The 24,643-nt window shown below is 62.4% G+C and carries 25 protein-coding genes; 18 read left to right on the top strand and 7 right to left on the bottom strand.

Translation table 11 applies throughout. The annotated features are described in order from the left end of the window. The first annotated feature begins 35 nt into the window (after positions 1–35). Entirely contained in the window at positions 36–1,040 is a 1,005-nt protein-coding gene (locus tag FNU79_RS05980; RefSeq protein ID WP_143719975.1) for a LacI family DNA-binding transcriptional regulator, read from the top strand. Next, on the top strand, positions 1,037–1,555 hold the full coding sequence (locus tag FNU79_RS05975; protein ID WP_143719974.1) for a GNAT family N-acetyltransferase: 519 nt from the start codon (positions 1,037–1,039) through the stop codon (positions 1,553–1,555). Before FNU79_RS05980 ends, FNU79_RS05975 begins: the two co-directional genes overlap by 4 nt. 71 nt (positions 1,556–1,626) lie before the next feature. Here FNU79_RS05975 and FNU79_RS05970 read toward each other — a convergent pair whose 3' ends face one another. After that, positions 1,627–3,375, bottom strand: a complete 1,749-nt coding sequence (locus FNU79_RS05970) for a VanW family protein (protein WP_143719973.1) — start codon at positions 3,373–3,375, stop codon at positions 1,627–1,629. A 277-nt stretch (positions 3,376–3,652) separates the two neighbouring features. Between FNU79_RS05970 and FNU79_RS05965 the strand changes: the two genes are divergently transcribed. From FNU79_RS05965 to FNU79_RS05950, 4 genes are all read left to right on the top strand, one after another. Further along, entirely contained in the window at positions 3,653–4,351 is a 699-nt protein-coding gene (locus FNU79_RS05965; RefSeq protein WP_225429910.1) for an ABC transporter ATP-binding protein, read from the top strand. 104 nt (positions 4,352–4,455) lie between these two features. Next, positions 4,456–5,214 carry a TVP38/TMEM64 family protein gene (locus tag FNU79_RS05960; protein ID WP_225429909.1) on the top strand — a complete coding sequence of 253 codons (759 nt, stop codon included), beginning with the start codon at positions 4,456–4,458 and terminating at the stop codon, positions 5,212–5,214. A gap of 127 nt (positions 5,215–5,341) precedes the next feature. After that, positions 5,342–6,451, top strand: a complete 1,110-nt coding sequence (purM, locus tag FNU79_RS05955) for a phosphoribosylformylglycinamidine cyclo-ligase (protein ID WP_143719972.1) — start codon at positions 5,342–5,344, stop codon at positions 6,449–6,451. Beyond that, entirely contained in the window at positions 6,448–7,167 is a 720-nt protein-coding gene (locus FNU79_RS05950; RefSeq protein WP_143719971.1) for a histidine phosphatase family protein, read from the top strand. The genes purM and FNU79_RS05950 overlap by 4 nt, the downstream gene beginning before the upstream one ends. 164 nt (positions 7,168–7,331) lie before the next feature. Here FNU79_RS05950 and FNU79_RS05945 read toward each other — a convergent pair whose 3' ends face one another. Next, entirely contained in the window at positions 7,332–8,204 is an 873-nt protein-coding gene (locus FNU79_RS05945; protein WP_143719970.1) for a ferritin-like domain-containing protein, read from the bottom strand. A 134-nt stretch (positions 8,205–8,338) separates the two neighbouring features. Next, positions 8,339–9,301 carry a homoserine dehydrogenase gene (locus tag FNU79_RS05940; protein WP_143720099.1) on the bottom strand — a complete coding sequence of 321 codons (963 nt, stop codon included), beginning with the start codon at positions 9,299–9,301 and terminating at the stop codon, positions 8,339–8,341. Between the two features lie 201 nt (positions 9,302–9,502). On the opposite strand from FNU79_RS05940, the gene prfA reads away from it, so the two are divergent. From prfA to FNU79_RS05920, 4 genes are all read left to right on the top strand, one after another. Next, on the top strand, positions 9,503–10,600 hold the full coding sequence (gene prfA, locus FNU79_RS05935) for a peptide chain release factor 1 (protein ID WP_143720098.1): 1,098 nt from the start codon (positions 9,503–9,505) through the stop codon (positions 10,598–10,600). Positions 10,601–10,650: 50 nt separating this feature from the next. Beyond that, a complete protein-coding gene (locus FNU79_RS05930; protein ID WP_124867311.1) occupies positions 10,651–11,136 on the top strand; it encodes an NUDIX hydrolase in 486 nt (161 codons plus the stop codon). Between the two features lie 69 nt (positions 11,137–11,205). Continuing rightward, positions 11,206–11,742 (top strand): DoxX family membrane protein, encoded by a 537-nt coding sequence (locus FNU79_RS05925; RefSeq protein ID WP_143719969.1) that lies wholly within the window; start codon positions 11,206–11,208, stop codon positions 11,740–11,742. A 27-nt stretch (positions 11,743–11,769) separates the two neighbouring features. After that, entirely contained in the window at positions 11,770–12,477 is a 708-nt protein-coding gene (locus FNU79_RS05920) for a PIG-L family deacetylase (RefSeq protein WP_143719968.1), read from the top strand. Positions 12,478–12,480: 3 nt separating this feature from the next. Here the strand turns inward: FNU79_RS05920 and FNU79_RS05915 are convergent, their stop codons facing one another. Both FNU79_RS05915 and FNU79_RS05910 read right to left on the bottom strand, forming a co-directional pair. Further along, the gene (locus FNU79_RS05915) at positions 12,481–13,578 is read right to left on the bottom strand and encodes an alpha/beta hydrolase family protein (RefSeq protein WP_143719967.1); all 1,098 of its coding nucleotides are present in this window, start codon (positions 13,576–13,578) and stop codon (positions 12,481–12,483) included. 22 nt (positions 13,579–13,600) lie between these two features. After that, the gene (locus tag FNU79_RS05910) at positions 13,601–14,578 is read right to left on the bottom strand and encodes an alpha/beta hydrolase family protein (RefSeq protein ID WP_143719966.1); all 978 of its coding nucleotides are present in this window, start codon (positions 14,576–14,578) and stop codon (positions 13,601–13,603) included. Between the two features lie 182 nt (positions 14,579–14,760). Between FNU79_RS05910 and FNU79_RS05905 the strand changes: the two genes are divergently transcribed. Continuing rightward, on the top strand, positions 14,761–14,982 hold the full coding sequence (locus FNU79_RS05905; protein WP_143719965.1) for a hypothetical protein: 222 nt from the start codon (positions 14,761–14,763) through the stop codon (positions 14,980–14,982). A gap of 84 nt (positions 14,983–15,066) precedes the next feature. On the opposite strand, the gene FNU79_RS05900 is transcribed toward FNU79_RS05905, so the two are convergent. Both FNU79_RS05900 and FNU79_RS05895 read right to left on the bottom strand, forming a co-directional pair. Next, positions 15,067–16,251, bottom strand: coding sequence for a M20 family metallopeptidase (locus FNU79_RS05900; protein ID WP_143719964.1), 1,185 nt, complete (start codon positions 16,249–16,251; stop codon positions 15,067–15,069). Between the two features lie 110 nt (positions 16,252–16,361). Further along, positions 16,362–17,966 carry an ABC transporter substrate-binding protein gene (locus tag FNU79_RS05895; RefSeq protein WP_143719963.1) on the bottom strand — a complete coding sequence of 535 codons (1,605 nt, stop codon included), beginning with the start codon at positions 17,964–17,966 and terminating at the stop codon, positions 16,362–16,364. A gap of 214 nt (positions 17,967–18,180) precedes the next feature. On the opposite strand from FNU79_RS05895, the gene FNU79_RS05890 reads away from it, so the two are divergent. From FNU79_RS05890 to FNU79_RS05860, 7 genes are all read left to right on the top strand, one after another. Further along, positions 18,181–19,134 (top strand): polyprenyl synthetase family protein, encoded by a 954-nt coding sequence (locus FNU79_RS05890; RefSeq protein WP_143719962.1) that lies wholly within the window; start codon positions 18,181–18,183, stop codon positions 19,132–19,134. 173 nt (positions 19,135–19,307) lie between these two features. Continuing rightward, positions 19,308–20,555, top strand: a complete 1,248-nt coding sequence (locus tag FNU79_RS05885; protein WP_143719961.1) for a Glu/Leu/Phe/Val family dehydrogenase — start codon at positions 19,308–19,310, stop codon at positions 20,553–20,555. Positions 20,556–20,666: 111 nt separating this feature from the next. Next, positions 20,667–21,977 carry a Glu/Leu/Phe/Val family dehydrogenase gene (locus FNU79_RS05880; RefSeq protein ID WP_124867321.1) on the top strand — a complete coding sequence of 437 codons (1,311 nt, stop codon included), beginning with the start codon at positions 20,667–20,669 and terminating at the stop codon, positions 21,975–21,977. 79 nt (positions 21,978–22,056) lie between these two features. Then, positions 22,057–22,311 (top strand): AbrB/MazE/SpoVT family DNA-binding domain-containing protein, encoded by a 255-nt coding sequence (locus FNU79_RS05875; RefSeq protein ID WP_143719960.1) that lies wholly within the window; start codon positions 22,057–22,059, stop codon positions 22,309–22,311. Next, complete coding sequence (locus FNU79_RS05870) at positions 22,308–22,727, top strand: PIN domain-containing protein (protein WP_143719959.1); 420 nt, start codon at positions 22,308–22,310, stop codon at positions 22,725–22,727. The genes FNU79_RS05875 and FNU79_RS05870 overlap by 4 nt, the downstream gene beginning before the upstream one ends. A gap of 30 nt (positions 22,728–22,757) precedes the next feature. Further along, a complete protein-coding gene (locus FNU79_RS05865) occupies positions 22,758–23,522 on the top strand; it encodes a hypothetical protein (protein ID WP_143719958.1) in 765 nt (254 codons plus the stop codon). 94 nt (positions 23,523–23,616) lie between these two features. Continuing rightward, complete coding sequence (locus tag FNU79_RS05860) at positions 23,617–24,540, top strand: quinate 5-dehydrogenase (protein ID WP_143720097.1); 924 nt, start codon at positions 23,617–23,619, stop codon at positions 24,538–24,540. Positions 24,541–24,643: the final 103 nt, after the last annotated feature.

Here is a 24,643-nt window from a genome sequence, read left to right as displayed (position 1 = left end):
CCACGCCGCCGCGTTCTGGGGTTAGAATGCCGCCAATGCACAAACCAACCATTCAAGACGTGGCGCGTCTGGCGGGCGTCGGCGTCGGCACGGTGTCGCGGGTTCTGAACAACCACGCCGCCGTGCGCGATTCCACCCGCCAAACGGTGCTCAGCGCCATTCACCAACTCGATTACGTTCCCAATCCCCACGCCCGCCGGATCGCGGGCGGCAAGTCGTACACCATCAGTATTTTGCTGCCGGTCGTGACCACCGAGTTTTATGTCCGGCTGCTCGACGGCCTCGAAGCCGCTTTTCAAGAAGCCCGTTACGACGTGGCGATCTTTCCGCTGCTCGACCGCGCCCGCTTGGAGCGCTATTTGGGCAGCCACACTTTGGCCTACCAAGCCGACGGGCTGGTGATGGCCACCTACAACCTGACCCAGATGTTTACCGACAACCGCTTGCGCGATCAGCAGCCGGTGGTGTTGGTGGACGCTTACGCCGAAGGCGTGGACTGCGCCCGGATGGACAACCACCTCGGCGGCGTGCTGGCCGGAGAGTTTGTCGCCCAACAAGCGGGCCACCTCTACGCTATTTGGGTCGAAACCGAGCTGGATCAGATTTTTACCTCGCGGGTGTTCGAGGAGCGCAGCGCCGGATTTCACGAGTCTCTGACGGCGGCTGGGCGCTCCACCACCGCCGAACTTACCAGCTCATTCGATCCGCACGCTGCCCGCACGGTGGCCGCCCGCTTCCTCGACGGGGCCGAATTTCCCGCCACCGTTTTCGCGTCCGCCGACTTGCTGGCTGGAGCGGTGCTCGACGAAGCACACGCACGCGGCCTCAAGGTGGGCACGCAGCTCAAAGTGCTGGGCTTTGACGATCAGCCATGGGCGGCGGCGCGTGGCCTGAGCACACTGCACCAGCCGGTGGAAGCCATGGCTTACGAAGCGGCCACCTTGCTGCTCTCGCGTTTGAGTGGGCACCGGGGGCCACCGCGCGTCCGCACCTTCGAGCCGAAATTGGTGTTGCGCTCCAGCACTGGCGAGGCAAAATGATTAGGGACGCCTCAGCCAGTGACCTGCCCGAAATCTACGCGGTCATCAACGACGCCGCCAGCGCATACAAGGGCATCATTCCGGCAGACCGCTGGGTTGAACCTTATATGAGCGAGTCGGAATTAACCGGGCAAATCGCGGACGGTGTGCGCTTCCGCTGCTGGGTTGAGGGTGACGGAGTGGACGCGGGGCGGGTGACCGGCGTGATGGGAATCCAAGACAAGGGGGAGGTCAATCTGATTCGCCACGCCTACGTCCGCAGCGCCCAGCGGGGTCAGGGCATCGGCGGCCAGCTTCTCGCAGATTTGACATCCCAAACGTCCAAGCCCATCTTGATCGGAACTTGGCAAGCGGCGACGTGGGCCATCCGGTTTTACCAAAGGCACGGCTTCGCCTTGGTTTCGGAGAGCCGAAAGAATGCCTTGCTGCGAACCTTCTGGAACATTCCAGACCGGCAAGTGGAAACGTCGGTGGTGCTGGCCAGTCAGGACTTTGAGCCGGAGCAGGCGGGTTAAGCGGCCATCCAAAAAAGGCGGGGCCACCTCTACCGGTTGGCCCCTTTGCTTTCTTTGCACTCAAATTTCGTTTAGCTTGGCCCCATTTCGTACACGGCTTGCCAGGGCTTGTAAAGGGTATCCACACGGTCTGTCCGCACGCCCGAAGCGTCTTTGATGGTGCGGGTGATGTAGAGGTTGTAGCCGTTGGCCGCCCAGTCGACTTGCTTGCTCGCGCCGCGCGGCAGACTCGAATTGACGATGTACTTGGGCGCGGGGTGCGGCGTGCTGCTGAGGATGGTGGCCCCCGACACGCTGACGGTGCGACTTTGCGGCACGCCCCAGACCTGCACTTCGAGGCGGCTGAGGGCGTTGTTGTTGACGGTGCGGATCAGCATCAAGCCGCCGGTATCGTTTTTCATCTTGAGGTCGACGCCGGGATCATAGACGGCGGCTTCAAAGCCCACGCGCGGCTCGTAGTAGCCCACCCGGTAAGAGTGCTGGTTGCGCTCCACGATGGGCATTCCAGCTTGATACAGTGCCCTGAAGGTGGTGGTCGAGACTTGGCACACGCCGCCGCCGAGGCCGTCTACCGTGCGCCCGCCGCTGATAATCAGGCCGCCGACAAAGCCGTTGCCTTCGCTGATGCTGCCGAGCGTGTTGAGGAAGCTAAAGACGCCGCCCGCTTCCACCACCGCGCCGTCAATTTTGGCCGCCGCGTTGGCGACATTGGTGCGCCGCTCGGGGCTGGAATGGTAATAGGTGCTGACGCCGGTGGTCATCAGCGTGAGTTTGTTGGGGTCAGGCAGCGCCGCCACGGTGATGCTTGGCTGCTGGGTTTTGCTCGGCAAGCTGAGGGTCTTGACGCTGGGATCAAGCACCGCTTTGCTGAGGGCCGCGAGCGCCGCCGCTTGATCGGTCACGAAGCCCGCCTGCTCTTTGACCCGCACCAATTTGCCGCCCTGGTTGGCGTAGCGGGCGTTCTGGGCCGGTTCGTCGAGGTAGCTGCTGAGCGTTTTGAGGCTCTGCTTCATGGCGACTTTGTCGAGTTCCAAGCCGCTGGGCCGCACCCAGAACAAATTGGCGACTTGCAAGGCGCTGAGGACGCCAGTGTGCTGGCTGTCTCCGAGCTGCACGGTCATGGGGCGCAGCAGGGCGTTGCCTTTGTCCACCAGCGCTTGCAATTTGGCGCTGCTATCAGACGAAATCCAAGGCACGGTACTGATGGTCATTTCGCGCAAGCTGGGGTCATTGGCAAAAGCGGTGGCTGCCGTGTCCACTTCCATCTTCTGGCCCGGCGTGTCGGGGGTCATGGCGTAGCGGGTTTTGTCGAAGAAAATCTTGCCACTTTTGGGCGCGGTGTTGAGGGAAGCCGTCAAATCCGCAAGGGTCTTCTTGGCCACGCTGGCGTCCACGCTGATCTTGAGTGGGTAGTTCTGGGCGCTGCTCTGGCCCGCAATCTGTCCGGCGAGGTCTTGAACTTTCTGTACCAGGTTGCGGTTCTCGGCGTCCGAAAAGGCGGCGGCCACACTGCTGTTTGCGTCCACCTGATAGCCCAACTTGTCGGCGCTCAGCGTCCAGCTTTGGGGGGCGCTTACCTGACTGGCCGCGCTGCTACTGGCTGCACTGTTGCTGGGAGCCTTGACGCTTACCTGCGGCACCTTGATGGTCGCCTTGACTTTGGCCAGCGCCTCAGTTTGGTTCAGGCCGCTGACATCCACGCCGTTCACGCTGGTTCCTGTCGGCAAGCGGCCTTCGTTCACTGCCACGCCAAGCGCCAGTGCGCCGCCCAAAACGGCGACGGCTGAACAACCGATAATCCATGCTTTTACGTTACTCAACTTCTTCTCCAGTTCGGCGGGAAGGTGCGGCGTTTTTGGTGTACTACGTCGCCGGACTTCAGAATCTAAGGTAAAGGGGCGAGCGAGTGTAAAAATTTCACGTTTGGAGGCGTGCCCGCTCGCTCAGTCCGTTCATCATGACATATCGCCGCTGACAACTGTCAACTTGTCAGCACGCTACCCGTCTCAGGAGGCCTGAAGTGAGTATATTACACATTGTACTCCAAAGCTGAAGCCTGCGCCTTCTCGGTTCCTGCGCTCTGCTAAGCTGGGCGGCGTGACTCCCGCTCTCCACGCCGTCAAGATCAGCCAGCGATTTGGAGAAACCCAGGTGCTCCACGAAGTCAGTCTGGAGGTGGCACGCGGCGAGGTGGTGGCGGTGATGGGGCCGTCGGGCAGCGGTAAAAGCACCTTGCTGCACCTTTTGGGCGGCCTCGGCCAACCGCAAAGCGGCGAGGTGTATTGGGAAGGTGTGCGGGTAGACAGCCTTAGCGTCGAAGCCAGAGCCAAGCGGCGGGTGCGGGCGCTGGGCCTGGTGTTTCAGCACCATTACCTGCTGCCGGATTTGAGCTTACTGGATAACCTGCGGGTGCCGGGCATGATTTTGGGCGAGGACTTGACCGGGCGGGCCAAAGAACTGCTCAGGCAAGTCGGCCTCGGCGGGCGTGGTCAGGTGTATCCGGAAGTGTTAAGCGGCGGAGAGCGGCAACGCCTTGCGGTGGCCCGCGCCCTGATGGCCCGCCCTGCCGTGCTGCTGGCCGACGAACCCACCGGTAGCTTAGACCGCGCCAACGCGGCAAAGGTCGCCCAACTGATGATTGATCTGGCCCGCGAAAATGCTTCGGGCGTGCTGCTCGTTACCCACGATGAACACCTGGCCGCGCTGGCCGACCGCCAAATCCATTTGTTGGACGGCAGATTGGTGACGGGCGCTGAAGCGGCGGGGGCGGCGCTGCTGCTCGCGCCGTCCGCTTAAGGCTGCCCCTGTCCGCAATCTGAGCGCTATTCTGCGGGCTGGACTGTGCCCCCGGTGCTCACTCAGCCGGTGCCTGCTGGATACGTTGTGACCGTTGGAGACGCTTGCCCCCCGATTCTGCTCCTCAATCCTTAGAATGCTCAAGCCGCCTTAAAGGCAAAAGGCCTTTTGCTCCGTTGGGCTGGCTGCTGGCCGCCGTGCTGTTGGGCGGCCTGCTGCTGATTCCCGGGGTACGTCCGTGGCTGTGGCAAACCGCCAGCGCTCTGTTTGGCTCCGACGACACCCAGCGCCGCGCTTTGGTGGAACGGTTGGGCATCTGGGGGCCGCTGGCGCTGCTGGCCGGCATGCTGCTGCAAGCGGTGGTGCCGCTGCTGCCTGCCGCCGCTGACGTGGTGCTGGCTTCGCTGCTCTACGGCTTTTGGTGGGGCTTTGCCATCGTCTACACCGGCACGCTGCTGGGCGCGGCGCTGGGCTACGCGGTGGGGCGGCGCTACGGCGGTTGGGCGGTGCGGCGGCTGGCGGGCGAAACCATGACCCGGCGCTTAGAACAGTTTGCCGAGCGGCGCGGCGTGCAGGCGGTGCTGCTCGTGCGCCTGATGCCTGCCCTCAAAGCCGAGGTGATGAACTTGGTGGCCGGCGCAGTGGGGATGAGTTTTTGGCCGTTTATGGCGGCCTCGGCGCTGGGCGCTTTGCCAGCAACAGCGCTGGTGGTGTGGCTGGCGGCCAGTCCCCAGCGTTTGTTTTGGGGCGTGCTGGGCTTGTCGGTGGCGGTGGGTTTGGGCGCGGCGGGCCGCTGGTGGTGGCACAGAAAAGTGGTGGCGCAGGAAAGGTGCAAAAAAGCAGTGACTGGGCCGTCAGAATAACTTCAGGCGCTCACCCAGTTTGAGCCGGGAGTTTGCGTCGGGTAGACTGCGGCCAGCACATTGAAGTGAGCTGGATTCGCAGCGCAGTGCCGCTGGAAGCCGGCCCGAACTAGAGGAGAGTTGATTGATGTCCCAAAACCCCCCTGAGACTGAGTTGAACACCGAGGCGCAGCGCCGCTCGGCTTCCCAGCCTTCCGCTTATGCCCGCGCTGGCGTGGACATCGATGCCGGTCAACGCGCTGTGGCCCTAATGAAAGGCGCGGTGGCCCGCACGCACGGCCCGCAGGTGCTGGGCGGCATCGGCGGCTTCGGCGGGTTGTTTCGGGCCGGCTTCGAGAACCTGAGCGATCCGGTGTTGGTGGCCTCCACCGACGGCGTGGGCACCAAAACCAAAGTCGCCACCCGCGCTGGACAGTTCGGCGGCCTCGGCGCAGACATCGTGAACCACTGCGTCAACGACATCTTGGTGCAGGGCGCTCGTCCGCTGTTTTTCCTCGATTACGTGGCGATGGGTCGGCTGATTCCCGAACGGGTCGCCGACTTCGTGACCGGGGCGGCGGCGGCGTGTGAGGCGCTGGGCGTGGCACTCCTCGGCGGCGAAACGGCTGAAATGCCCGGTGTCTACGTCGAGGGCGAACTGGACATTGTGGGCACCATCGTCGGTGTGGTCGACCGGGCCAATCTGATTACCGGTGAGGGCCTTAGGGCCGGTGACGTGGTGATCGCCCTACCCAGTGCGGGCCTGCACACCAACGGCTTTAGCCTCGCCCGCGCCGCGCTGGACGGCCTCGATTGGGACAGTCCTGATGCCGAACTCGGGATGAGCTTGCAAGACGCCTTACTCATTCCGCACCGCAGTTATCTGGCGGCCCACCGCGCCCTTGAGCAGGCCGGCCTAGACGTGAAGGCCATGAGCCACATTACTGGCGGCGGCCTGATCGACAATCCGCCGCGTGTGTTGCCGACAGGGTTGGGTTTGCGCTTCGATCTCGGCAGCTACACTGTGCCGCCACTCTTTGTACGGATCGTCTCGCGCTCCCAGATGGACATCCGGGAAGCGTACAGAGCGCTGAATATGGGCGTCGGCTTTCTGTTCATGCTGCCGCCTGGCCAGGTAAAGGCGGCGCTGGAGACTCTGCGGACTGCCGGCGAAGCGCCTTGGGTCATCGGTGAAGTGGTAGTAGGGGAGGGCGTGGAGTTGCGCCGGCCTTTTGACGTGGCTGGAGCCGATTTGTGAAGACTTTTCCCAAGCCGCCCACCGGCCTGAGCTTACCGGAGCAGCACGCCTCGACGGAGCTGTGGGTGGTTCGGCACGGTGAAAGCACTTGGAACGCCGATGGGCGCTATCAAGGCCAAACCGACGTGCCGCTGAGTCTGGAAGGCGTGTTGCAAGCTTCTAGCTTAGCCGAGCGGCTGACTGGTCAGGCTTTTGCCGCCGTGTATTCCAGTGACCTCTTGCGGGCGCGGCGCACCGCCGAAATCGTCACCGAGCGCCTCGCGGCTGATCCGCCAGTGCAGCTGGTGTCGGGCCTGCGCGAAATTGACGTGGGCCAGCTCAGCGGCCTGACCTTACCGGAAATCCGCAGCCGCTACCCCGATTATCTCAGCGCTCTGAGGGCCGATCCGTGGGCCAGCCGCAGACCCGGCGGGGAGAGCATGGCCGATCTTTACGCCCGCGCTTCGGCGGCGCTGCTCACCCTCGCCGCCCAGCATCAGGGCCAGCGGGTAATGGTATTTACCCACGGCGGGGTGGTGCGGGTGGCGGTGGGACTGGCGCTCGGCGGCGTGCCGCAAAACGCCTGGGCCAGATTATCGGTGGCCAACACCAGCGTCACGCGGGTCCTGCTTTCGGATCAGGGCGGCACGCTGCTGGGCTTCAACGATTCTGCTCATTTGGAAGACTTGGCAGCGGCGGGCGAGGTCGACGACTTGGGATTCGGCGCGACGCCGTAGAGCCGTTTTGAACACCAAACATAAGCAAAGCGTCCGGATTTTTCTACCGGACGCCTTGTTCAACCAAACGCGGTTGCTTATTTTTGCTGAAACGCCTTCACCTTGTTGGCTTCATCTCCCTCACCTGACGGCGAGTGGACAAACTCAACTTGCTTGGCCCGCGTTTACTTGATCGCGCCGTTGAGGCCCTGCGGGAAGAAGCCGCCTTTGTTGGCGTCGGGCGCAAGGTAAACGATGTTAAGGACTTCGCGGGTGGTGCGGGCAAACGCTCCACCGTTGGCGTCGTCGGGCATCAGGACGGGCTTGCCGTTCTCGGTCAGGCCCTTGTCTTTGCCGCCGCCGACTTTGGCCCGCAGGGCGCTGATGGCGTTGACGATCTGCTCGACGGTCAGGCCAGCTGCCGCCACCACGTCTTTTTTCTGAAGGAGGAAGGTGCGGATGCTGCCGGCGTGGTAAGCCTCGGCGGCCAAAATACCGGCGGCGGCTTGCAAGTAGGCGGGGTTGGTCAGCAAAGTGGCCGCGCCGTTGTAAGCGGTGACGCCCACATCTTCAAAGATAAACGCGCCGTGCAGGAAGAACAGTTCGTTGGCGTAGGGGTTAAAGCCCTTGATGGCTCCGCCCGAAGCGGCCTGACCGGCGGCGTCGAAGGCCGAGGAGAGGTCGAGCAGCGGACGGGCCACTGCGCCTTTACCCAGTGCGCTATACAAAAACTTGACGTGTTTGATTTCGTCGTCGGCAATCGAGTTGACGTAAGCCTGAATGTTGCTGTCCTTAAACTGCATGCCGCTCGCGGGTAAGTTGGCCGGCAGAGCAATCGGAGCCGAGCCGCCGATGGCGCGGACTTCAGCGAGGCGGCCTACGGCAGCGGCGTAAAAGGCCGCTTCCAGGTACTCGAGGTTGAGGGCGAAGTTCAGCACGTCGCCGTCGATGTTCTTGGCAGGCACGGCCAGAGCGCTGCCGCCGAGGCCCAGCGCCGCCGCGCCCAAGCCGAGTTTGCCTAAAGTGCCGAGTGCTTCCCTGCGGTTGATATCGCTCATGATTCCTCCACTGAACTCGCTCCGTTGGTCGGGGCGAGGTTCTTAAAGGGTTGTAAGCGGGAACGCAGCGCCTTAGATGTTTATGAGATATTCACAGTTTAGGTTGAACTAAATTCCCCTCCGAAAAGCTCAAGCTAGTGCAGCGGTACGTGGCCCGGAAAGCCCAGCACACAGTCCATCATGTCGCCCACGACAGCGCTGGCCGTGACCATGCCGCCTGCGCCGCCGCCAGCGAAGATCAGCGGTCCGCATTCCTCCCCTTCGTAGACCATCGCATTGCGCCCCGCGCCCGACGTGCAAATCGGGTGGTCGTTGCTGAGGCGGGTCGGCGCGACTTCGGCTTTCCAGCCGCCGCCATCCCGCTCTAGCGTCGCCACCAATTTGATCTTCTCGCCCGCTGCTCTGGCCGCCGCGATGTCGTCCAGCGTCACATCCTCAATGCCGCTGACCTTGACATCGGCAAATTTGAAGTCGCCATCGGCGCAGAAGCGGGCCAGCACTGCCAACTTGTGCGCGGTGTCGAAGCCGCCGACATCCAAAGTGGGCGGGTCTTCGGCGTACCCGAGGGCCTGTGCCTCGCTGAGGGCCTGCTGATACGGCTTGCCTTCTTCCATCTGGCTCAGGATGTAAGCGCAGGTGCCGTTGAGCACCGCTTGAAGCCGAATAAAGCGGCTGGCCCGCAGCACCGTGCTCATCGGCCCGATGATCGGCGTTCCGGCCATGACGGCGGATTCGTAGTACAGCCGCCCGCCCAAGGCGTGTTCGCGCAGCACGTCCCAGCGCTCGGCCAGCAGCGCTTTGTTGGCCGTGATCACGGGACGGTCTGAGCGCAAAATCCCAGAAAGCAGCGAGAGCGGTTTGTCGATGCCGCCCATGACTTCCACGACCATGCCGCACTCGTTCAGGAAGCTGGGATCGGTGGTCAGCGGTGTTCCGGTGGGTACGTCGCGCTGAGCAGCAAGGTCGCGCACCAACACGCCGCAGACGACAAGTTGCACGCCCAAGTCCGCGAAGATGGCCCTGCGCCGCTCCAGCAAGTTCAGCATGTTTTGACCCACCGAGCCGCAGCCGAGCAGCCCGACCGTGACGGTTCGCAGACTGGCAGCGGGGCGGGGCGGGGAAGATGGAGCGGGGAAATAAACGGTGGGTACGGGCGTAAGAGCGTTCGGCGCGGTCATAAAGGCGAGTATACGGAAAGAGGGATTTGCGAAAGACGCGCCGCGCTAGACTGAGTGCATGAATCTTGTGTTCACCTTAAGTCGCTCTTTTCTCTGTGGCCCACCGGCAGGCCCGCCGTGCTGACGCCCAGCCTCAGCGCCCGTTTGTCGGAGCTTTCGCACGAGTACGCCCTGACGCTGCGCCAACTCGCCGACCCCGAGGTGCTGGCCGACAGCTCGCACCTTGTCAAGCTGACCCGCCGCCAGCGCGAACTCGAGCCGATCACCTCGCTGTATCAAGAAGACCAGCGCTTGGCCCAGACCGAAGTGCAGGCCAAAGAGCTGCTGGCCGATCTTGAAATGCGTGAGCTGGCCGAAGCCGAGCTGGAAGGCAGCCGGGCGCGGAGAAGCGAGATTGCCTCCGAACTCGAAGTCTTGCTGCTGCCGACTGACCCTGACGACGCCAAAGACGTAATCTTAGAAATTCGAGCTGGAGCGGGCGGCGACGAGGCGGGCCTGTTTGCCGCTGACTTGCTGCGCCTCTACGAGCGCTACCTCGGCGAGCGCGGCTACAAAATTAGCATTCTGGACGAGAGCAGCAGCAGCCTCGGCGGATTTTCTAAAGTGATGGCCGAAGTGCGCGGCACTTACGCTTACCGCACCCTCAAATTCGAGCGCGGAGTTCACCGGGTGCAGCGGGTTCCGGCCACCGAAACGCAGGGCCGCATCCACACCAGCACCGTCACGGTGGCGGTGCTGCCGGTGGCCGAGCCGAGCGACGTTCACCTCGATTTGGCCGATGTGCGGATCGATGTGTACCGCTCGCAGGGCGCGGGCGGGCAGAGCGTCAACACCACCGACTCGGCGGTGCGGGCCGTGTATAAAGGCGGCACGTCCGAAGAGATCATGGTGGTCTGTCAGGAAACCCGTTCGCAGATCAAGAACCGCGAGAAAGCGCTGGAAGTGCTGCGTACCCGCCTCGCCGAGCGTGAGCGCGAAGCCTTTGAAGCGGGCCAGAGCGCCAACCGCGCCGCGCAGGTGGGTAGCGGCGACCGCAGCGAAAAGGTTCGCACCTACAACTATCCACAAAACCGGGTGACGGATCACCGCCTCAGCGGCGATGACAAAAACTTTGCCCTCGACACCGTGATGGGCGGCTCGCTCGGCGGCGTGGTGGACGCCCTGACCCGGCTTGAACGCGAGGCGCTGCTGGCCAGCATGACCGATGGCGCGGCTTAAGGTTCGCGCCGTTTACTGCCTTTCCCTCCTACTTCAGCCGCAGGCGAATTATGCCCCGGCGTGACTTGTTGGTGACGGCAGCCATCTTGCGCGACGCGCACGGGCGGGTGCTGCTGGTGGGCAACGACTGGCAAGGCCAGGGGCGGGTGCGCTACACCTTGCCAGGCGGGATGGTGGAACCCGGTGAAACCGCCCCCGAAGCGGTCTACCGTGAAATCTACGAGGAAACCGGCCTCAAGCTGACTAGCATCCGACACATGGCCTACACCGTGCATATCGAGGACGCGCGGCGCAGTGAGCGGGCGATCGCCATCGTCTTCGACGCCACGTGGGAGGGCCTGCTCAATCCTGACGACCCCGACGGCCTGATCGTGGAGGCCCGCTTTTACGCGCCCGAGGAAGCGCTGGCCAAGCTCGACAGCCCTCCCATGCGCGAGCCGCTGACCGATTACCTCAACACCGCTCAGCCGGGGCGCTTCTACGCTTTTCAGGGTTGGGACGGACGCGGGGGGCTGAGGATTCCCGCATTGAAGTAAGCCAAATCTGATCTTCACAAGTCGGGATTTCACCCGACTTGGGCGCTCATGCTCTGACAGGCTTGGCCGATGAATCCTCCCCATTTGCTGCGGTCCAGTCCACTGTTTACAGGTTCCCGTACGGCGGCGCTGTGGCTGCTGCTGCGTCTCTGGCTCGGCTACAACTGGCTGACTTCCGGCTTCGAAAAATTTGGCGATCCGACCTGGGTGGGCGCGGAATCGGGCAAAGCCATCCGCACCTTTTTTGAAAAGGCGATTGCCAGTGCTCAGGGGCCAGACGCCACTGTCACCGGCTGGTACGCCGCCGTACTGAAAGGCGTGGCCCAGCCCAGCGCGGGCATCTTGACCTATCTCATCCCGCTGGCTGAAGTGACGGTTGGAGCGCTGCTGCTGCTCGGCCTTTTGACCGGCCTGGCCGCCCTGATCGGAGCGCTGCTCAACCTGAATTTCTTGCTGTCAGGGTCGCTGGGCCTCAACCCGCTGATGCTGACAGTCAGCTTGTTGATTTTCGCAGCGGCTGCGGTGGCCGGTTGGTGGGGCGTGGACGGTTGGTTGCAGCGCCGCAGGCTGGCCAGTGTGCCGGAAGCTTCCATCAGAACACCCTAACCTCACCGCCGCGTTACCCTGAAGTCCATGTACACCACTTACGGCAAACCCACGGCGCTGGATTGGTTGGTACTGGCCCCCCACCCCGACGACGCCGAGATCGGTGCGGGCGGTACGCTGGCGAGACTGGCACGTGGCGGGCACGCAGTCGGAATTCTGGAACTCACACGCGGTGAGGGCGGCACGCAGGGCGACCCCGATACCCGCCAGGCCGAGTGTGTGGACGCCGCCCGCATTTTGGGTTTGAGCTGGCGCGGTCAACTCGGCCTGCCCGACGGCGGCCTGATGGAAACCCCGGAGCAGGCCCGCGCTCTGGCGATTGCCCTGCGCTTCGTGCGCCCGCGTGTGCTGGCCGTGCCGCATCAGCGTGACCGCCACCCCGATCACTTCGGCGCGTATCACCTCGCCAAGCGGGCGGTGCATCTGGCGGCGCTGGCCCGCGCTGACGTGCCGGGCAAGCCGCACCGCATTTCGCGCCTGCTGATGTATCAGGGCAACGCCGACATCACCGCCAACATCCTGGTCGACATCGAAGCTGAGCTGCCCACTTGGGAAGCGGCGATTAGGGCGCACGTCAGTCAATTTACCGGCGCAGCCATCAGCGAAACGGTCACGCCGGAAATTGTGGAGCGGCGCAGGGCCAGACTGATGTATTGGGGCACCCTCGGGAGGGCGCGGTACTGCGAGGCCTTCGAGAGTGAAGACCCGCTGGTGCTCGATCCGGCGGAGTTGTAAACTTTATAAATTCGCCTTGAAAAACGCCACGCTTCGTTTCAGCGCTGTCCCCAGATTGCGGCTGAGGTTGTGATTGTCGCCCTCGTATTTGTAGGCCGTGAAAGGCTGCTGGGCGGCCCGCAAATCGGCGGCGAAATCTTGCTGGAAGCGGTACGGCACTTCCTCGTCGGCGGTGCCCTGCTGGAGTTCTATGGGCCGCCCCCTCAGGTCTTGCAAATAAGCGTTGGGACTCAGCGCCCGCAAAAACCGCTGGTTGAGGCTATCGAGCTTGGGCACTTCCTCCACATTCGGCTGACCGCTGGGTGGACGCCACTGGGTCGTCAAAATATCGTAGCTGGCCACCACCCCGGCCCACAGCGAGGCGGCTTTGATATCGGGATCAACCAAAATGGCCCGCAAGCTGAGTTGGCCGCCCATGCTGTGTCCCCAGATGCCCAGCCGCCCCGCGTTGACCCGCGCATCTTTTTTGAGACTGGCCGCCGCGTTGAGCACGTCCACCGTGTAGCCCGCGTCGTTGTAGCCGCCCAGCGCCTCGCCCCCGCTGTCGCCGTGTCCCCGGTAATCGCTCTTGAGGGTCACGAATCCAGCACTGGCAAAAGCGTCTTGGTAGGCTACGTAGCGCTCGGTGGTGCGATACTTCTCCGGCGGAATGTAGCCGTGATTAAACACGATGGCGGGCCAGCCCCTTTTGGGAGGCGTGCCGAGCGGCACGGTCAGCAGGGCGTGAATGCTCAGGCCGTCGGACTGATAACTCACCCCCTGACGCGAATAATTGCGGCCCGACTTCAAATTTTGTAGCACCTTGAACGCGCTGCCCGGATAACTTCTGGCCCGCAAAGCCGGAATGCTGATCGGCTGCTGGGCCACTGCTTGCCGAATCGCTGCGTCGGTGATTTGGCCCAGCGGTGAGACTTGAATGACGCTGGGTGCTTGGGTTTTCGGGGTCTGTTTTTCCGGTGATTGTTTTTCTAAACTCTGCGGCGGCTCCGGTGCGCTGGCCCACTCGGTCAGGCCAGGCGCTAGGCGCTCCGGTTGGGTCAGGGCGATGTAGCCCGCGCCGCCCAGCAGCAGCACGAGGCCGAGTTGAATGATCCGTCTCATGCTTGCTCCGTCTGGCCTTTGCTCACAGATTCTTCTTAAAAAACGCCACACTCCGGTTCAGCGCGGTGCGGAGGTTACCGCTGAGGTTGTGGTTGTCGCCCGGGTAGACGTAACTCGTCACCGGCTGGCCTGCCGCTTTGAGCTGCTGCACCAGCGCAGCGTGAAAGGCGGGCGGCACTTCCTCGTCCGCCGAGCCGATGTGAAGTTCAAGCGGGCCGCCGAGGTCTTTGAGGTAAGTATTGGCGCTCAGCGCGTTCCAGAACTTGGGATTTTCGGCGGGCGTGCCGTACTTGGCCACTGCCGTTTTGCGGATGTTGAGAAGCCGCTGCGGAATGCTGGCAGGCGCTTTGTGATTCCACTTGGTCATCAGGTCGTTGTAATTGGCGACCACGCCGCCCCAGATCACGCCCGCCTTGATGCTGGGATCGATCGTCATGGCCCGCAAGGTTAAAAAGCCGCCCATGCTGTGCCCCCACATCCCGATCCGCGCCGCGTTGACCCGTTTGTCCTGCTTGAGGCTGCCCAACGCGTTCATCACGTCGTCGGTGTAGCCCGGCGCGTAGTAACCGCCAAGCGCTTCGCCCTGCGAGCTGCCGTGTCCCCGGTAATCGCTCTTGAGAGTCACGAATCCGGCGCGGGCAAAGGCGTCTTGGTAGGCCACGTAGCGCTCGGTGGTGCGGTAGATATTGGGCGGAATGTAGCCGTGATTAAAGACGACAGCGGGCCAGCCTCCTTTAGGCGGCGTGCCGCTTGGCACCGTCAGCAGAGCACGTATAATCAGGCCGTCGGACTTATAGCTCACCACTTGACGCGAGTAGGTGCTGCCCGCGCTGAGGTTTTGCAGCACACTCAGGGCGCTGCCCGGATAACTGCGGCTGCGGGCCTTTTCGATGTCCATATCGGCGGCGTCCACTTTGGCAATCGCGGCGGCGGACTGCGCTCCAGCGGGAGCCGTCAGCAAGGCGAGGCCCATCAGGCTCATCAAGAAAGCGGATTTCATTCCTCAAGCTAAAGGCGAACCCGGCCCCAGAAAGCGTCAGGGCCAACGTTTCGGAGTGCCGTGATCTTGGCCCTTTTACCAGCCGTCACTCACCGGAGCTTGACCGGACGTTGATGCAGCGCTCCGCGCAGGGCCTCATCCGCTAAACTGAGCGTATTCCACAATCAAGGGAGGTTTCACCCATGAGCGATCAACCCAACCGTGAACCCCAGCAGCATGAGCCACAAGCGGCCGATACCAACCCCGCTTCCCCGCAAGGCGGCGGCGGCGACAAAGACACCAACGATCTGAGCGGCATCAAGCAAGTTCAGAAAACGGGCATGCAGGAAAAAGCCGATCAGGTGGACAAGTTGCCTGACAGCGTGAGTGGAGCGAACAGCGGTATCGAGCGCAATCGGCGTTAGGAAGGCTTTTCTGGCTCCCATTTCAACTAAAAGCGCCGCCTTCAATTGAGGGCGGCGCTTTTCATTTCACTCACAAGCTGGACTCTAACCAGCCTGCGTCAGTCGCCGCGCCGCACCGACGTACAGCAAGACGCCGTGTTCCAGAGCGCGTTCGTCCACCGTGAACTTGGAGTGGTGGTGAGGCGCGTAACCGGGGCCACCCGCACCGATGGCAATGAAAGTGCCGGGCGCTTTGGTCAGGTAAGCGCTGAAATCCTCACCGCCCATGATCGGCCTGCCTTCCGAGAGTGTCGCCTCAGCGCCGAGCGTTTCGCGGGTCACCTCGCGCAGCATTTCGGTAATTTTGGGGTCGTTGATGACGGCGCGGTAGCCGTTTTCGTAATCGAAGGTGTAGCTCGCTCCGTACCCCTCAGTGATTCCCTTGATGAGTTTTTCCATGCGCTCCGGCATTTTTTCGCGCAGCTCGGCGTCGAACGTCCTGACGGTGCCGGTCATGGTCACGCTGCCGGGAATGATGTTGTGGGCGCTGCCGCCGTTGATCTGGGTCACGCTCAGCACGGCGGGGTCGAGGGGGTCGCGCTGGCGAGAAACCACACTTTGCAGAGCCAGCACGATCTGGGCAGCAATCACCACCGGGTCAATGGTTTCGTGGGGGCTGGCGGCGTGTCCACCTTTGCCTTCGATGCGGATATTAAAAACATCGGAAGCGGCCAGCAGCGGGCCGTCGCGCAGCACGATCACGCCCGTCGGAATCGGCGTCATCAAATGGGTGCCCACCACCGCGTCCACGCCGTCCATGATTCCGGCGTCGACCACTTGCTGAGCGCCGCCGGGAAACAGCTCCTCGGCGTGCTGGAAAATAAAGCGCACTTCGCCGCGCAGCGTTTCAGGACTGGCCGAAAGCAGTGTGGCCGCGCCCAGCAGCATGGCGGTGTGGCCGTCGTGCCCGCAGGCGTGCATCACGCCGGGGTTCTGGGAAGCAAATTCGAGGCCGGTGTCTTCCTGAATCGGCAAGGCGTCCATGTCGGCCCGCAGCAACACCGTTCGCCCCGCTCCCGCCGCGCCTTTCAGCACCGCCAGAATGCTGGTCGGGGTGGGGCGACTCAGCGTCAGGTTAGGCAGCTTTTTTAACTCGCCCTCCACGTAGTCGGCGGTCTGGTGTTCTTGAAACGACAGTTCGGGGTGCTGGTGAAGGTAGCGCCGCCAAGCTGTGACTTGCTGCTTGAGTTCGGGGGGAATAGCGTTGGGCGGGGTCTGAGTCTGGGTCATGGCAACCTCAAGGGGAAGGGGTGTTCCTTCAGGGATGGTGGGTGAGAAGGTGCGCGTTGACTGGAGCCGACGCTGCTTTTACGGCCTTCTCACCGCTCGCCGCTTCTTTCTTACTTCTTGCCGTCGATCGTAATATCTTCAAACGGCGTCAGCGCCGATGGGCCGGGCTGCCAGCCTTTGACGTAGCTGCGCTCGGCTCCCAGCGGGCGGGAATGCACGATGGGCAAGCGGATATTGGCCTCATAAGTGATCTGGGCAATCTGGGCGTAGGCTTTGGCACTGACCGCTTTATTGCTGCTGGCCACCGCTTTGCCGAGCAGGTCGAATATCTTGGGATTGGAGTAGCCGGTGTCGGCGGGTGAGGCCTCACCGTAATAGGTGTTGTAGAAGTTGTACGGGCTGGCATACGGCCCCGTCCAGCCGATCATGTACATGTCAAAGCCCGGAGCGGTGTTGCGGTCGGTGAGGTATTTGGCCCAGTCCTCGGTTTTGAGGTTGACCTTGATGCCGATGGCACTCAGGTCGGCGGCCATCGCCTCGGCAATCGGTTTGGGCGTCGGGAAATACGGGCGGCTCACCGGCATGTACCACAAATCGATGCTGAAGCCGTTGGGGTAGCCCGCGTCGGCCAGCAACTTCTTGGCGGCGGCGGGGTCGTACTTGTAGTCGTCCGGCACATTTTTGGAGGCGGCCCAGTTGAGAGCCGGGGGCAAGAAGCTGGCATCCGAGACGCCCAGCCCGTTCCAGAAAGCGTCCACGATGGCTTTTTTGTTGATGGCCATGCTGACGGCCTGCCGCACCTTGTCATTCTTGAGGTACTGGTTGCGGATATTTAAGCTGAGGGTGCCGACATTAAACGAAGGCACGATGATTTCGTTGAGCGACGAATCGGCTTTCACTGCGCCGAGCTGGTCGGGATTGAGATCGGAGGTGAAATCGATGGTTCCGGCTTTGAGTTCGTTGAGGCGGGCGCTGGGGTCTTTGATAAAGCGCAGCACCAGGTTGTCGTAGCTGGCTTTTTTGCCCCAGTGCTTTTTGTTGGTCGTCAGGGTAATCCGGTCGCCGGTTTGCCACGACTGCATCACAAATGGGCCGGTGCCGACTGGCAAGGCGGCGGGCGTGCCGTACTTCGCTCCGGCTTTTTTCACGGCGGTCGGCGAGGCGATTCCGAAAAAGGTGGTGGCCATCGCTTCGGGAAACGGCGCAAACGAGTTGTTGAGCGTGAACACCACTTTGTCGGGCCCGTCAGCCTTGACACTTTTCAGGAAGCTGTTTTTGTCGCTTTTGAAGCCGCCAAAAATAAACTGCCATGAAGTAAAGGTCTTGCTCTGGGCGGTGGCCCCTTCCGGCGCGGCCAAGTCCCACCAACGGTTGACGTTGTAGACCACCGCGTCGGCGTTGAAGGGGGTGCCGTCGCTAAACGTCACATTCTTACGCAGGTAAAATGTCCATTCGGTGGCGTCTTTGTTGGACGACCAGCGGGTTGCCAGCCCCGGCGCAATGGTGGAGGTGCCTTTTTTGAAACGCACCAACATGTCGTAGACCAGTGACTGGGCTAGCGAGGAATTGCCGTCGGTGATGGTGCCGGTGTCGAGCGACACGGGATCGCCGCCCATGCCGTAGACGAGGGTGGCCGCGCTGGCCGAGCCGAATAAAGCAGCGCCGCTGAGCAGGGCGAGGGTCAAAGCGGGCCGGTGCAAGGTGGATCGGAGCATGGGTGTCCTCCAGTGGGTAAAGCTGCTAAGCGGTGAGCCGCTGCCAAAAGCAGGCGGGCCGATTGGCGGGTTGGCTGCTTTAGAAGTGGATCTGATGAAAAGGTGACAAAGGCAGTCTAACAGCAAAGCTGAACCTCCGCTGCGCCGCCGCCTAACCTTGCGACCTGTAGATTCTGCAAACTTTAGTCCCGCGCTTTGACTTTATACTGGGGCCATGACCGCCGTAAGCGCCGTGCCCCTTGCCGAATTTGAAGCCCGACTGCGTGAAGTGCTGCGCTCCAAAGTTGAGTTCATCGAGGTGATCGGTGAGGATTTGGTGGCGGCAGGCGGCAAACGGGTGCGCCCCGCGATCACGTATCTGGCTTCCAAAGCCCTCAGCGGCGGCGAGCAGCACCCCTTTGACACCGATCTGGCTGTCTGCGTAGAGCTGCTGCACTCGGCCTCACTGCTTCACGATGACCTGATTGACGATTCGGATACCCGGCGCGGCCAGGAAACCGCCTTCCGTAAGTTTGGCAACGTGGTGAGCGTCATGAGCGGCGACTTTATGCTCAGCCGCTTGCTGGTGCTGCTCGCCGAGATGCCGCCGAGCCTGACCCGCGCCTTTGGCTTGGCGGCCAGCGCGGTGTGCGAAGGCGAGGTGCTGCAATTTCAGGTGGCGGCCTACGCCGATTACTCGCTGGACAACTACTTGCAAGTCATTTACGGCAAAACGGCGGCGGTCTTTGAGCTGGCCGCCCGCGCTCCGGCGCTGCTGCGCTCGGCGCAGGGCCACCTGACCGAGGCGTTGGAAACCTACGGGCGCGAGTACGGCTTGGCTTTTCAGATGCAAGATGACTTGCTCGATTTGATGGGTGACGAAGCCACCATCGGCAAGCCGGTGGGCGGCGACCTGCGCGAGGGCAAAGCCACCTTGCCGGTGCTGTATTTGCTGGAAGGCGGGAGCGCAGACGAAGTGCGGCGTATTTTGGAGCGCCGCGCCGCGCAGACCGGAGACGTAGAGCGCGTGCGCGAACTGGTGGCCGCGCAGGGTATTTATCAGCGTGCCCGTGACGAGATCGTGCGCCGCGCCGAGCTGGCCATTGCAGCGCTGCACCGCTTACCGCCCAGCCCTGACCGTGACCGCCTGGAAGCCTACGCCGCCTACGAAGTCCAGCGGGTGCGGTAATTTCGCCTCAGGCGGTGCGGGTTGCCGCGCTCAGGGGGTTCCATTCGGTGCTGCGGATGTCTAGAATCAAGCGGCAAGACAACTAGACAGCTTGGAATCACCCGATTTTTTGACAGAGACAGTGTGGGGCTGATCGTGTCACGCCCCGAACGCTGCGCTCAGGAGGGCCAGACGTGCCGACATCAGGACTCAATTGGCAAGGCTTGCTAGAACAGCTCGAACAAGCCTTGCCGTTTACCACCGCCGACGAACAGAGTTTGGCGTACTTCAAATTCCCCAAGCGCACCATCAGTCTGAGTTTGCCGGTCAAAATGGACGATGGGCGCGTCAAAGTCTTTCGGGGCTACCGCACGGTGCACAGCATCACGCGCGGCCCGGCGATGGGCGGTGTGCGCTACCGCGAGGGCCTGAGCGTTCACGAATGCGAAGTGCTGGCCGCCATCATGACCCTCAAGAACGCGGTGGCGGATTTGCCGCTGGGTGGAGCCAAGGGCGGCGTCAACGTCGATCCTGAAACGCTCAGCGCGGGCGAAACCGAGCGTCTGACCCGCCGCTACACTTCGGAACTCGTCGATGTGATCGGCCACCAAAGTGACGTGCTGGCTCCCGACGTGGGCACCAACGAACAGATCATGGCCTGGATGCTCGACACCTACAACGAAAACCTGGGCAACACCGCCAACGGCATGGTCGTCGGCAAGCCGATCCCGCTCGGCGGCTCGCTGGGCACCAAAGGCGCACGCGGGCGCGGCGCGGCGCTGGTCACCGCCATGATCTTGGAAGAGAGCGGCGAGACCTTGCAAAACAAAAGCGTGGTCATTCACGGCTACGGCGACGCGGGCCGCTCAGCCGCCGCGTACTTGGCGCTTCAGGGCGCACGCATCATCGGGGTGGCCGATTCCGGCGGGGCGACTTACGCTTCAATGGGCCTTGATCTGGCTGCGCTGGACGCTCACAGAGAAGAGACCGGCAGCGTCATGGGCTTTGCCACCGCCCTCGATACCGAAGAAGCTTTGGCGCTCAACGCCGATGTGCTGCTGCTGTGTTACGACCACGGCACGATTTACGCCGGCAACGCCGCCAGCATTCGTGCGCCCCTGGTCATCGAAGCTAGCAACCGCGCCGTATTGCCGGAAGCTGAGCGCTACCTGAAATCGCAGGGCACCGTGGTGATTCCCGATTTGATTGCCAGTATCGGCGGCGTGATCACCAACTACTTGGAGTGGGTGCAAGACGCCAGCAACTTTTTTTGGCAAGAAGACGAAATTTACGCCGCTTTAGACAAGCGCATCACCGCCGCCGTGACGGATGTGATGGCTTTTGCCAAGTTGCACGGCACGCCCGATCTGCGGACTGCCGCTTACGCCGTGGCCCTCAACAAGTTGCACGGCGCGGCGGTGCTGCGCGGGGTGTATCCGTGAGACGGGGCGATCCAATGCCGCCGCTCTGCGGGCTGTAACCAACAGCTTAGCCTCGGCCCTACTCTTTGTTTTTCCACTTGACCCACCACCGACGCGACTGAAAAGGAGCTTATGACCACCATGCCCACCGACCCGGCCCCCCGCGCCCTTCACGGCGTTCCCTCGTACCTCGACAAAAACAACCTCGGCCCTTGGGAAATTTATTTGGAACAAGTCGACCGTGTGACGCCGTACCTCGGCAAGCTGGCCTACTGGGCCGAAACCCTCAAGCGGCCCAAGCGCATCCTGATCGTGGACGTGCCGATTCACCTGGACGACGGCACGGTGGCGCATTTTGAAGGTTACCGGGTGCAGCACAACACCTCGCGCGGCCCGGCCAAAGGCGGCGTCCGCTTTCACCAAGACGTGACCCTGAGCGAAGTGATGGCGCTCAGCGCGTGGATGACCGTCAAGAACGCGGCGGTAAATTTGCCTTACGGCGGCGGCAAGGGCGGTATCCGGATTGACCCGCGCAACTACTCGCAGGGCGAACTCGAGAGACTGACCCGGCGCTACACCACCGAAATCGGCCTCGTGATCGGGCCAGACAAAGACATCCCCGCCCCCGACGTCAACACCAATCCGCAGACGATGGCGTGGATGATGGACACCTACTCGATGAATGTGGGCCGCACCGCCACCGGCGTCGTGACGGGCAAGCCGGTGCAGCTCGGCGGCTCGCTGGGCCGCGCCGACGCCACCGGACGCGGGGTGTTCGTGACGGGCGCTCAGGCGCTCATCAAGCTGGGCATGCCGCTAGAAGGCGCAAAAATCGCGGTGCAGGGCTTCGGCAACGTGGGCTACGCTGCCGCCCGCATCTTTCAAGATCACGGCGCAAAAATCGTGGCGATTCAAGACGTCTCCGGCACCATTTTCAGCGCCGGCGGCTTAGACCCCTACGCGGTGCAGGCTCACCTTCAGGCCACCGGCAGCGTGCTGAACTTTGAAGGCAGTGACGCCTTGACCAAAGCCGAGTTCTGGCAAGTGCCGTGCGACGTGCTCATTCCCGCCGCGCTGGAAAAGCAGATCACTGTCGACAACGCCGATCAGATTCAGGCCCGCGTGATCGTGGAAGGCGCGAACGGCCCGACCACCCCCGCCGCCGACGACATTTTGCGCGGGCGCGGCGTGACCCTGGTGCCGGACGTGCTGGCCAACGCAGGCGGCGTGACGGTCAGTTATTTTGAATGGGTCCAGGATTTTTCGAGCTTTTTCTGGACGGAAGACGAGATCAATGCCCGCCTGGATAGGATCATGGCTGAAGCTTTCAACAGCCTGTGGGCGGTGGCCGAACGGCACGGCGTCACGCTGAGAACCGCCGCCTACATCGTGGCCTGCACGCGGGTGCTGGAAGCGCGGGCGCTGAGAGGGCTGTACCCTTAAGCGGCTGCATCCTTAAACGGCGATTCTTCCTTTCTTCTAATTGCCTCCTTACTATAGTGATGAGTAAGGAGGCAATTAGATGTCAAGGACGACCATGACCAGCAAGGGACAAATCACCGTACCGCACGAGATTCGCGCCGCTCTCAAGTTGGTGCAGGGCGATCAGTTGCAGATTGAAGTCGTTTCCAACGGCTTCGAGGCCCGTTTGGTTCGGCGGCCGACAGCGGCTTCCCTACAAGGTATTCTGAAAAGCGAAATTCCGTATCAAAGTCAGGAAGCCGAGCGTCAGGCAGTGGCGGAGGCGCTCGCTGAAAAGTTTTCAAAGCAAAAATGAGCAGTTCGCAACCTCTTGAAGGCGTTTTACTGGACGCCAATATCGTGCTCCGTTACCTGACCAACGAGCCGCCGGAGATGGCCGGGCGGAGCCGAGCGCTGTTAGAGCGGGCCGAACGCGGCGAACTGAGATTAATCTTGACGCCTTTGGTGCTAGCAGAGTGCGTCTGGGTGCTGAAATCATTTTATAAATTGCCGCTTGTCCGGATCAGTGGGGCGCTGCAACAGGTCTTGGAACTCGGCAGCGTAACCACCCAGCAGCGCCCTGTCATCAGCGCCGCCTTAATCAGCATGGCCCAGCACAACGTTGATTTCGCCGACGCTTATTTGGCTGAATTGGCCCGCGCCGAAGGACTGAGTGTGGCCAGCTTTGACCAAGATTTCAGCAAGCTTTCGGTGACGCTTGTCTCCATCTGATTGCTGTCTCAGCCCCTTAGAATAGCGAGCGTGACCCAGCCCGATTTCCGCAGCATTGAGCGTGCCCGCAAACTCCTCGCGCTGTGGCGCGGCGCGGTGGGCGGCGAGAAAAGTAAGGCGCGGGGAGCGCTGATGCGGGTGCTGGAAAATTCAAACCTCACCCTGCGCGACTTAGAAGCGGGCCTGCCGACCACCCTTGACCCTGAGGACAGTCTGTCGGTGCGCGAGGCCGACACCTTGCTGCTCTCTCTTGACGGTTCGCCCGCCGAGCGAGACGCCGCCCTGACCCGCCTCGCCGATTTGCCGGGCCTCAGCGTGGCCGAGCGCGAGCGGGTCTTGCGCTTTTTGGACTTAGGCCGTTTGGTGGCTTCCCGCGCCGATGGCTGGGTGCAGACGCAGGCCGACGCCGAAATTACTGCCGAAGCCCTGACGCGGGCGGGCCAGTACCTGACTGAAAGCGAAGTGGCCCGCAGCCCCGGTGCCACGCTGGCCGACTCGGCGCGGGACTTGGGCTTTTTGCGGGCGGCTCAGTTGGTGCGGCCTGAGCGCACCCTCAAAGCTTCGGGCGAGTATCAAGCGGCGTTTTTGGCTTCACTTTGCGCGGCCCTCAGCGGGATTCCGGCCAGCTCGCACGGCCCTGATCCCGAAGGGCGCTACTCGGTGACGGCCTACCTCAGCGTCAATGAACTCTCACAGGTGCGGGCACGCTTGGCGCGGGAAGAAGCGGGACTGAGGCGCGAGTTGCTGCGGGCCGCACGCCTCTACGGCCGTGAAGTGGGTCAGCAGAAGTTGTGAGCTTAGAATACTGAGCAGCTATTCAAGTTTTGCCAACCCACAAAGGAGCGCCCCCTTGCCTCAAGTCCAGCCCAAAGACCAAACCGCCGCCCAAATGCTTTCGCACTGGAAACCCGCTCCCGCAGGCTACAAACACGTGGTCAGCGTCTCGCTGGGCTCCAGCAAGCGCGACGCCCGCGAAGAAACCGAGCTGCTCGGCCAGAAGTTCGTGTTGGAGCGCATCGGCACCGACGGCGACATGAAAAAGCTGCGCGAGTTGCTGCTGGCTTTAGACGGCAAAGTCAGCGCCTTTGGGCTGGGCGGCACCGATATCTATATCGTGGCGGGCGACAAGCGCTACACCTTCCGCGAAATTGCGCCGCTGGTGGCGGGCCTTAAAACCCCAATCGTGGACGGCTCCGGCCTCAAGCACACCCTGGAGCGCGAGGCGATTAAGCAACTCGAGCCGTTGATTCACTGGAAGGGCTGCCGCACTTTGCTGGTCTCCAGCGTTGACCGTTTCGGTATGGCCGAAGCCTTGTCTGAGGCGGGCGCGAACGTCCTCTACGGCGACATTGTTTTCGGGCTGAATCTGAATGTGCCGCTGCGCAGCATGAACAGCATCCGCAAGGTGGCCAAAGTGATTTTGCCGGCCCTGACCTTTTTGCCGTTCAAGTGGTTTTACCCCACCGGCGAAAAGCAGGAACAGAGTGTGCAGGGCGTGGGCACCCAGTACTACGAGTGGGCCGAGGTGATTGCCGGTGACACCCACTATGTCAAGCGCTACGCTCCCGACAAGTTGGAGGGCAAAACCATTTTGACCCAGACCATTACCGAAGCAGACCGCGAGTGGGCGCGGCAGCACGGCGTGAAGCGGCTGATTACCACCACGCCGCGCATCGGCAGCCGCAACTTCGCCACCAATGTGATGGAAGCCATGCTGGTGGCCTCACAAGATGCCGGCGCGGCGCTGAGTGAAGCGCAGTACCGCGACCTGCTTTTGGAACTGGATTTCAGGCCGCAAGTGACGGAGTTTTGAGCGCTGCGTTTAAGGGATTTTTGCTGTGACCGCCCAGCGCCCGGCCTCCTTGTAGGCGCTCTCGCCTGCGCTACACAACTCGGGATGCTGAGGAAGAGTCGGC

The sequence above is a fragment of the Deinococcus detaillensis genome (assembly GCF_007280555.1).
Lineage (GTDB): Bacteria > Deinococcota > Deinococci > Deinococcales > Deinococcaceae > Deinococcus > Deinococcus detaillensis.
Note: the sequence above shows the minus strand (reverse complement) of the source record. Positions and strands in the feature narration are given on the sequence as shown.

What these genes read in the sequence shown, in the direction of transcription:
- FNU79_RS05920 (WP_143719968.1), top strand. Translation starts at nt 11,770, where the DNA reads ATGTACACCACTTACGGCAAACCCACGGCGCTGGATTGGTTGGTACTG.
- FNU79_RS05980 (WP_143719975.1), top strand. Translation starts at nt 36, where the DNA reads ATGCACAAACCAACCATTCAAGACGTGGCGCGTCTGGCGGGCGTCGGC.
- FNU79_RS05870 (WP_143719959.1), top strand. Translation starts at nt 22,308, where the DNA reads ATGAGCAGTTCGCAACCTCTTGAAGGCGTTTTACTGGACGCCAATATC.
- FNU79_RS05915 (WP_143719967.1), bottom strand. Translation starts at nt 13,578, where the DNA reads ATGAGACGGATCATTCAACTCGGCCTCGTGCTGCTGCTGGGCGGCGCG.
- FNU79_RS05900 (WP_143719964.1), bottom strand. Translation starts at nt 16,251, where the DNA reads ATGACCCAGACTCAGACCCCGCCCAACGCTATTCCCCCCGAACTCAAG.
- FNU79_RS05910 (WP_143719966.1), bottom strand. Translation starts at nt 14,578, where the DNA reads ATGAAATCCGCTTTCTTGATGAGCCTGATGGGCCTCGCCTTGCTGACG.
- FNU79_RS05875 (WP_143719960.1), top strand. Translation starts at nt 22,057, where the DNA reads ATGTCAAGGACGACCATGACCAGCAAGGGACAAATCACCGTACCGCAC.
- FNU79_RS05925 (WP_143719969.1), top strand. Translation starts at nt 11,206, where the DNA reads ATGAATCCTCCCCATTTGCTGCGGTCCAGTCCACTGTTTACAGGTTCC.
- FNU79_RS05890 (WP_143719962.1), top strand. Translation starts at nt 18,181, where the DNA reads ATGACCGCCGTAAGCGCCGTGCCCCTTGCCGAATTTGAAGCCCGACTG.
- purM (WP_143719972.1), top strand. Translation starts at nt 5,342, where the DNA reads ATGTCCCAAAACCCCCCTGAGACTGAGTTGAACACCGAGGCGCAGCGC.
- FNU79_RS05880 (WP_124867321.1), top strand. Translation starts at nt 20,667, where the DNA reads ATGACCACCATGCCCACCGACCCGGCCCCCCGCGCCCTTCACGGCGTT.
- FNU79_RS05860 (WP_143720097.1), top strand. Translation starts at nt 23,617, where the DNA reads ATGCTTTCGCACTGGAAACCCGCTCCCGCAGGCTACAAACACGTGGTC.
- FNU79_RS05975 (WP_143719974.1), top strand. Translation starts at nt 1,037, where the DNA reads ATGATTAGGGACGCCTCAGCCAGTGACCTGCCCGAAATCTACGCGGTC.
- FNU79_RS05930 (WP_124867311.1), top strand. Translation starts at nt 10,651, where the DNA reads ATGCCCCGGCGTGACTTGTTGGTGACGGCAGCCATCTTGCGCGACGCG.
- FNU79_RS05895 (WP_143719963.1), bottom strand. Translation starts at nt 17,966, where the DNA reads ATGCTCCGATCCACCTTGCACCGGCCCGCTTTGACCCTCGCCCTGCTC.
- FNU79_RS05945 (WP_143719970.1), bottom strand. Translation starts at nt 8,204, where the DNA reads ATGAGCGATATCAACCGCAGGGAAGCACTCGGCACTTTAGGCAAACTC.
- FNU79_RS05905 (WP_143719965.1), top strand. Translation starts at nt 14,761, where the DNA reads ATGAGCGATCAACCCAACCGTGAACCCCAGCAGCATGAGCCACAAGCG.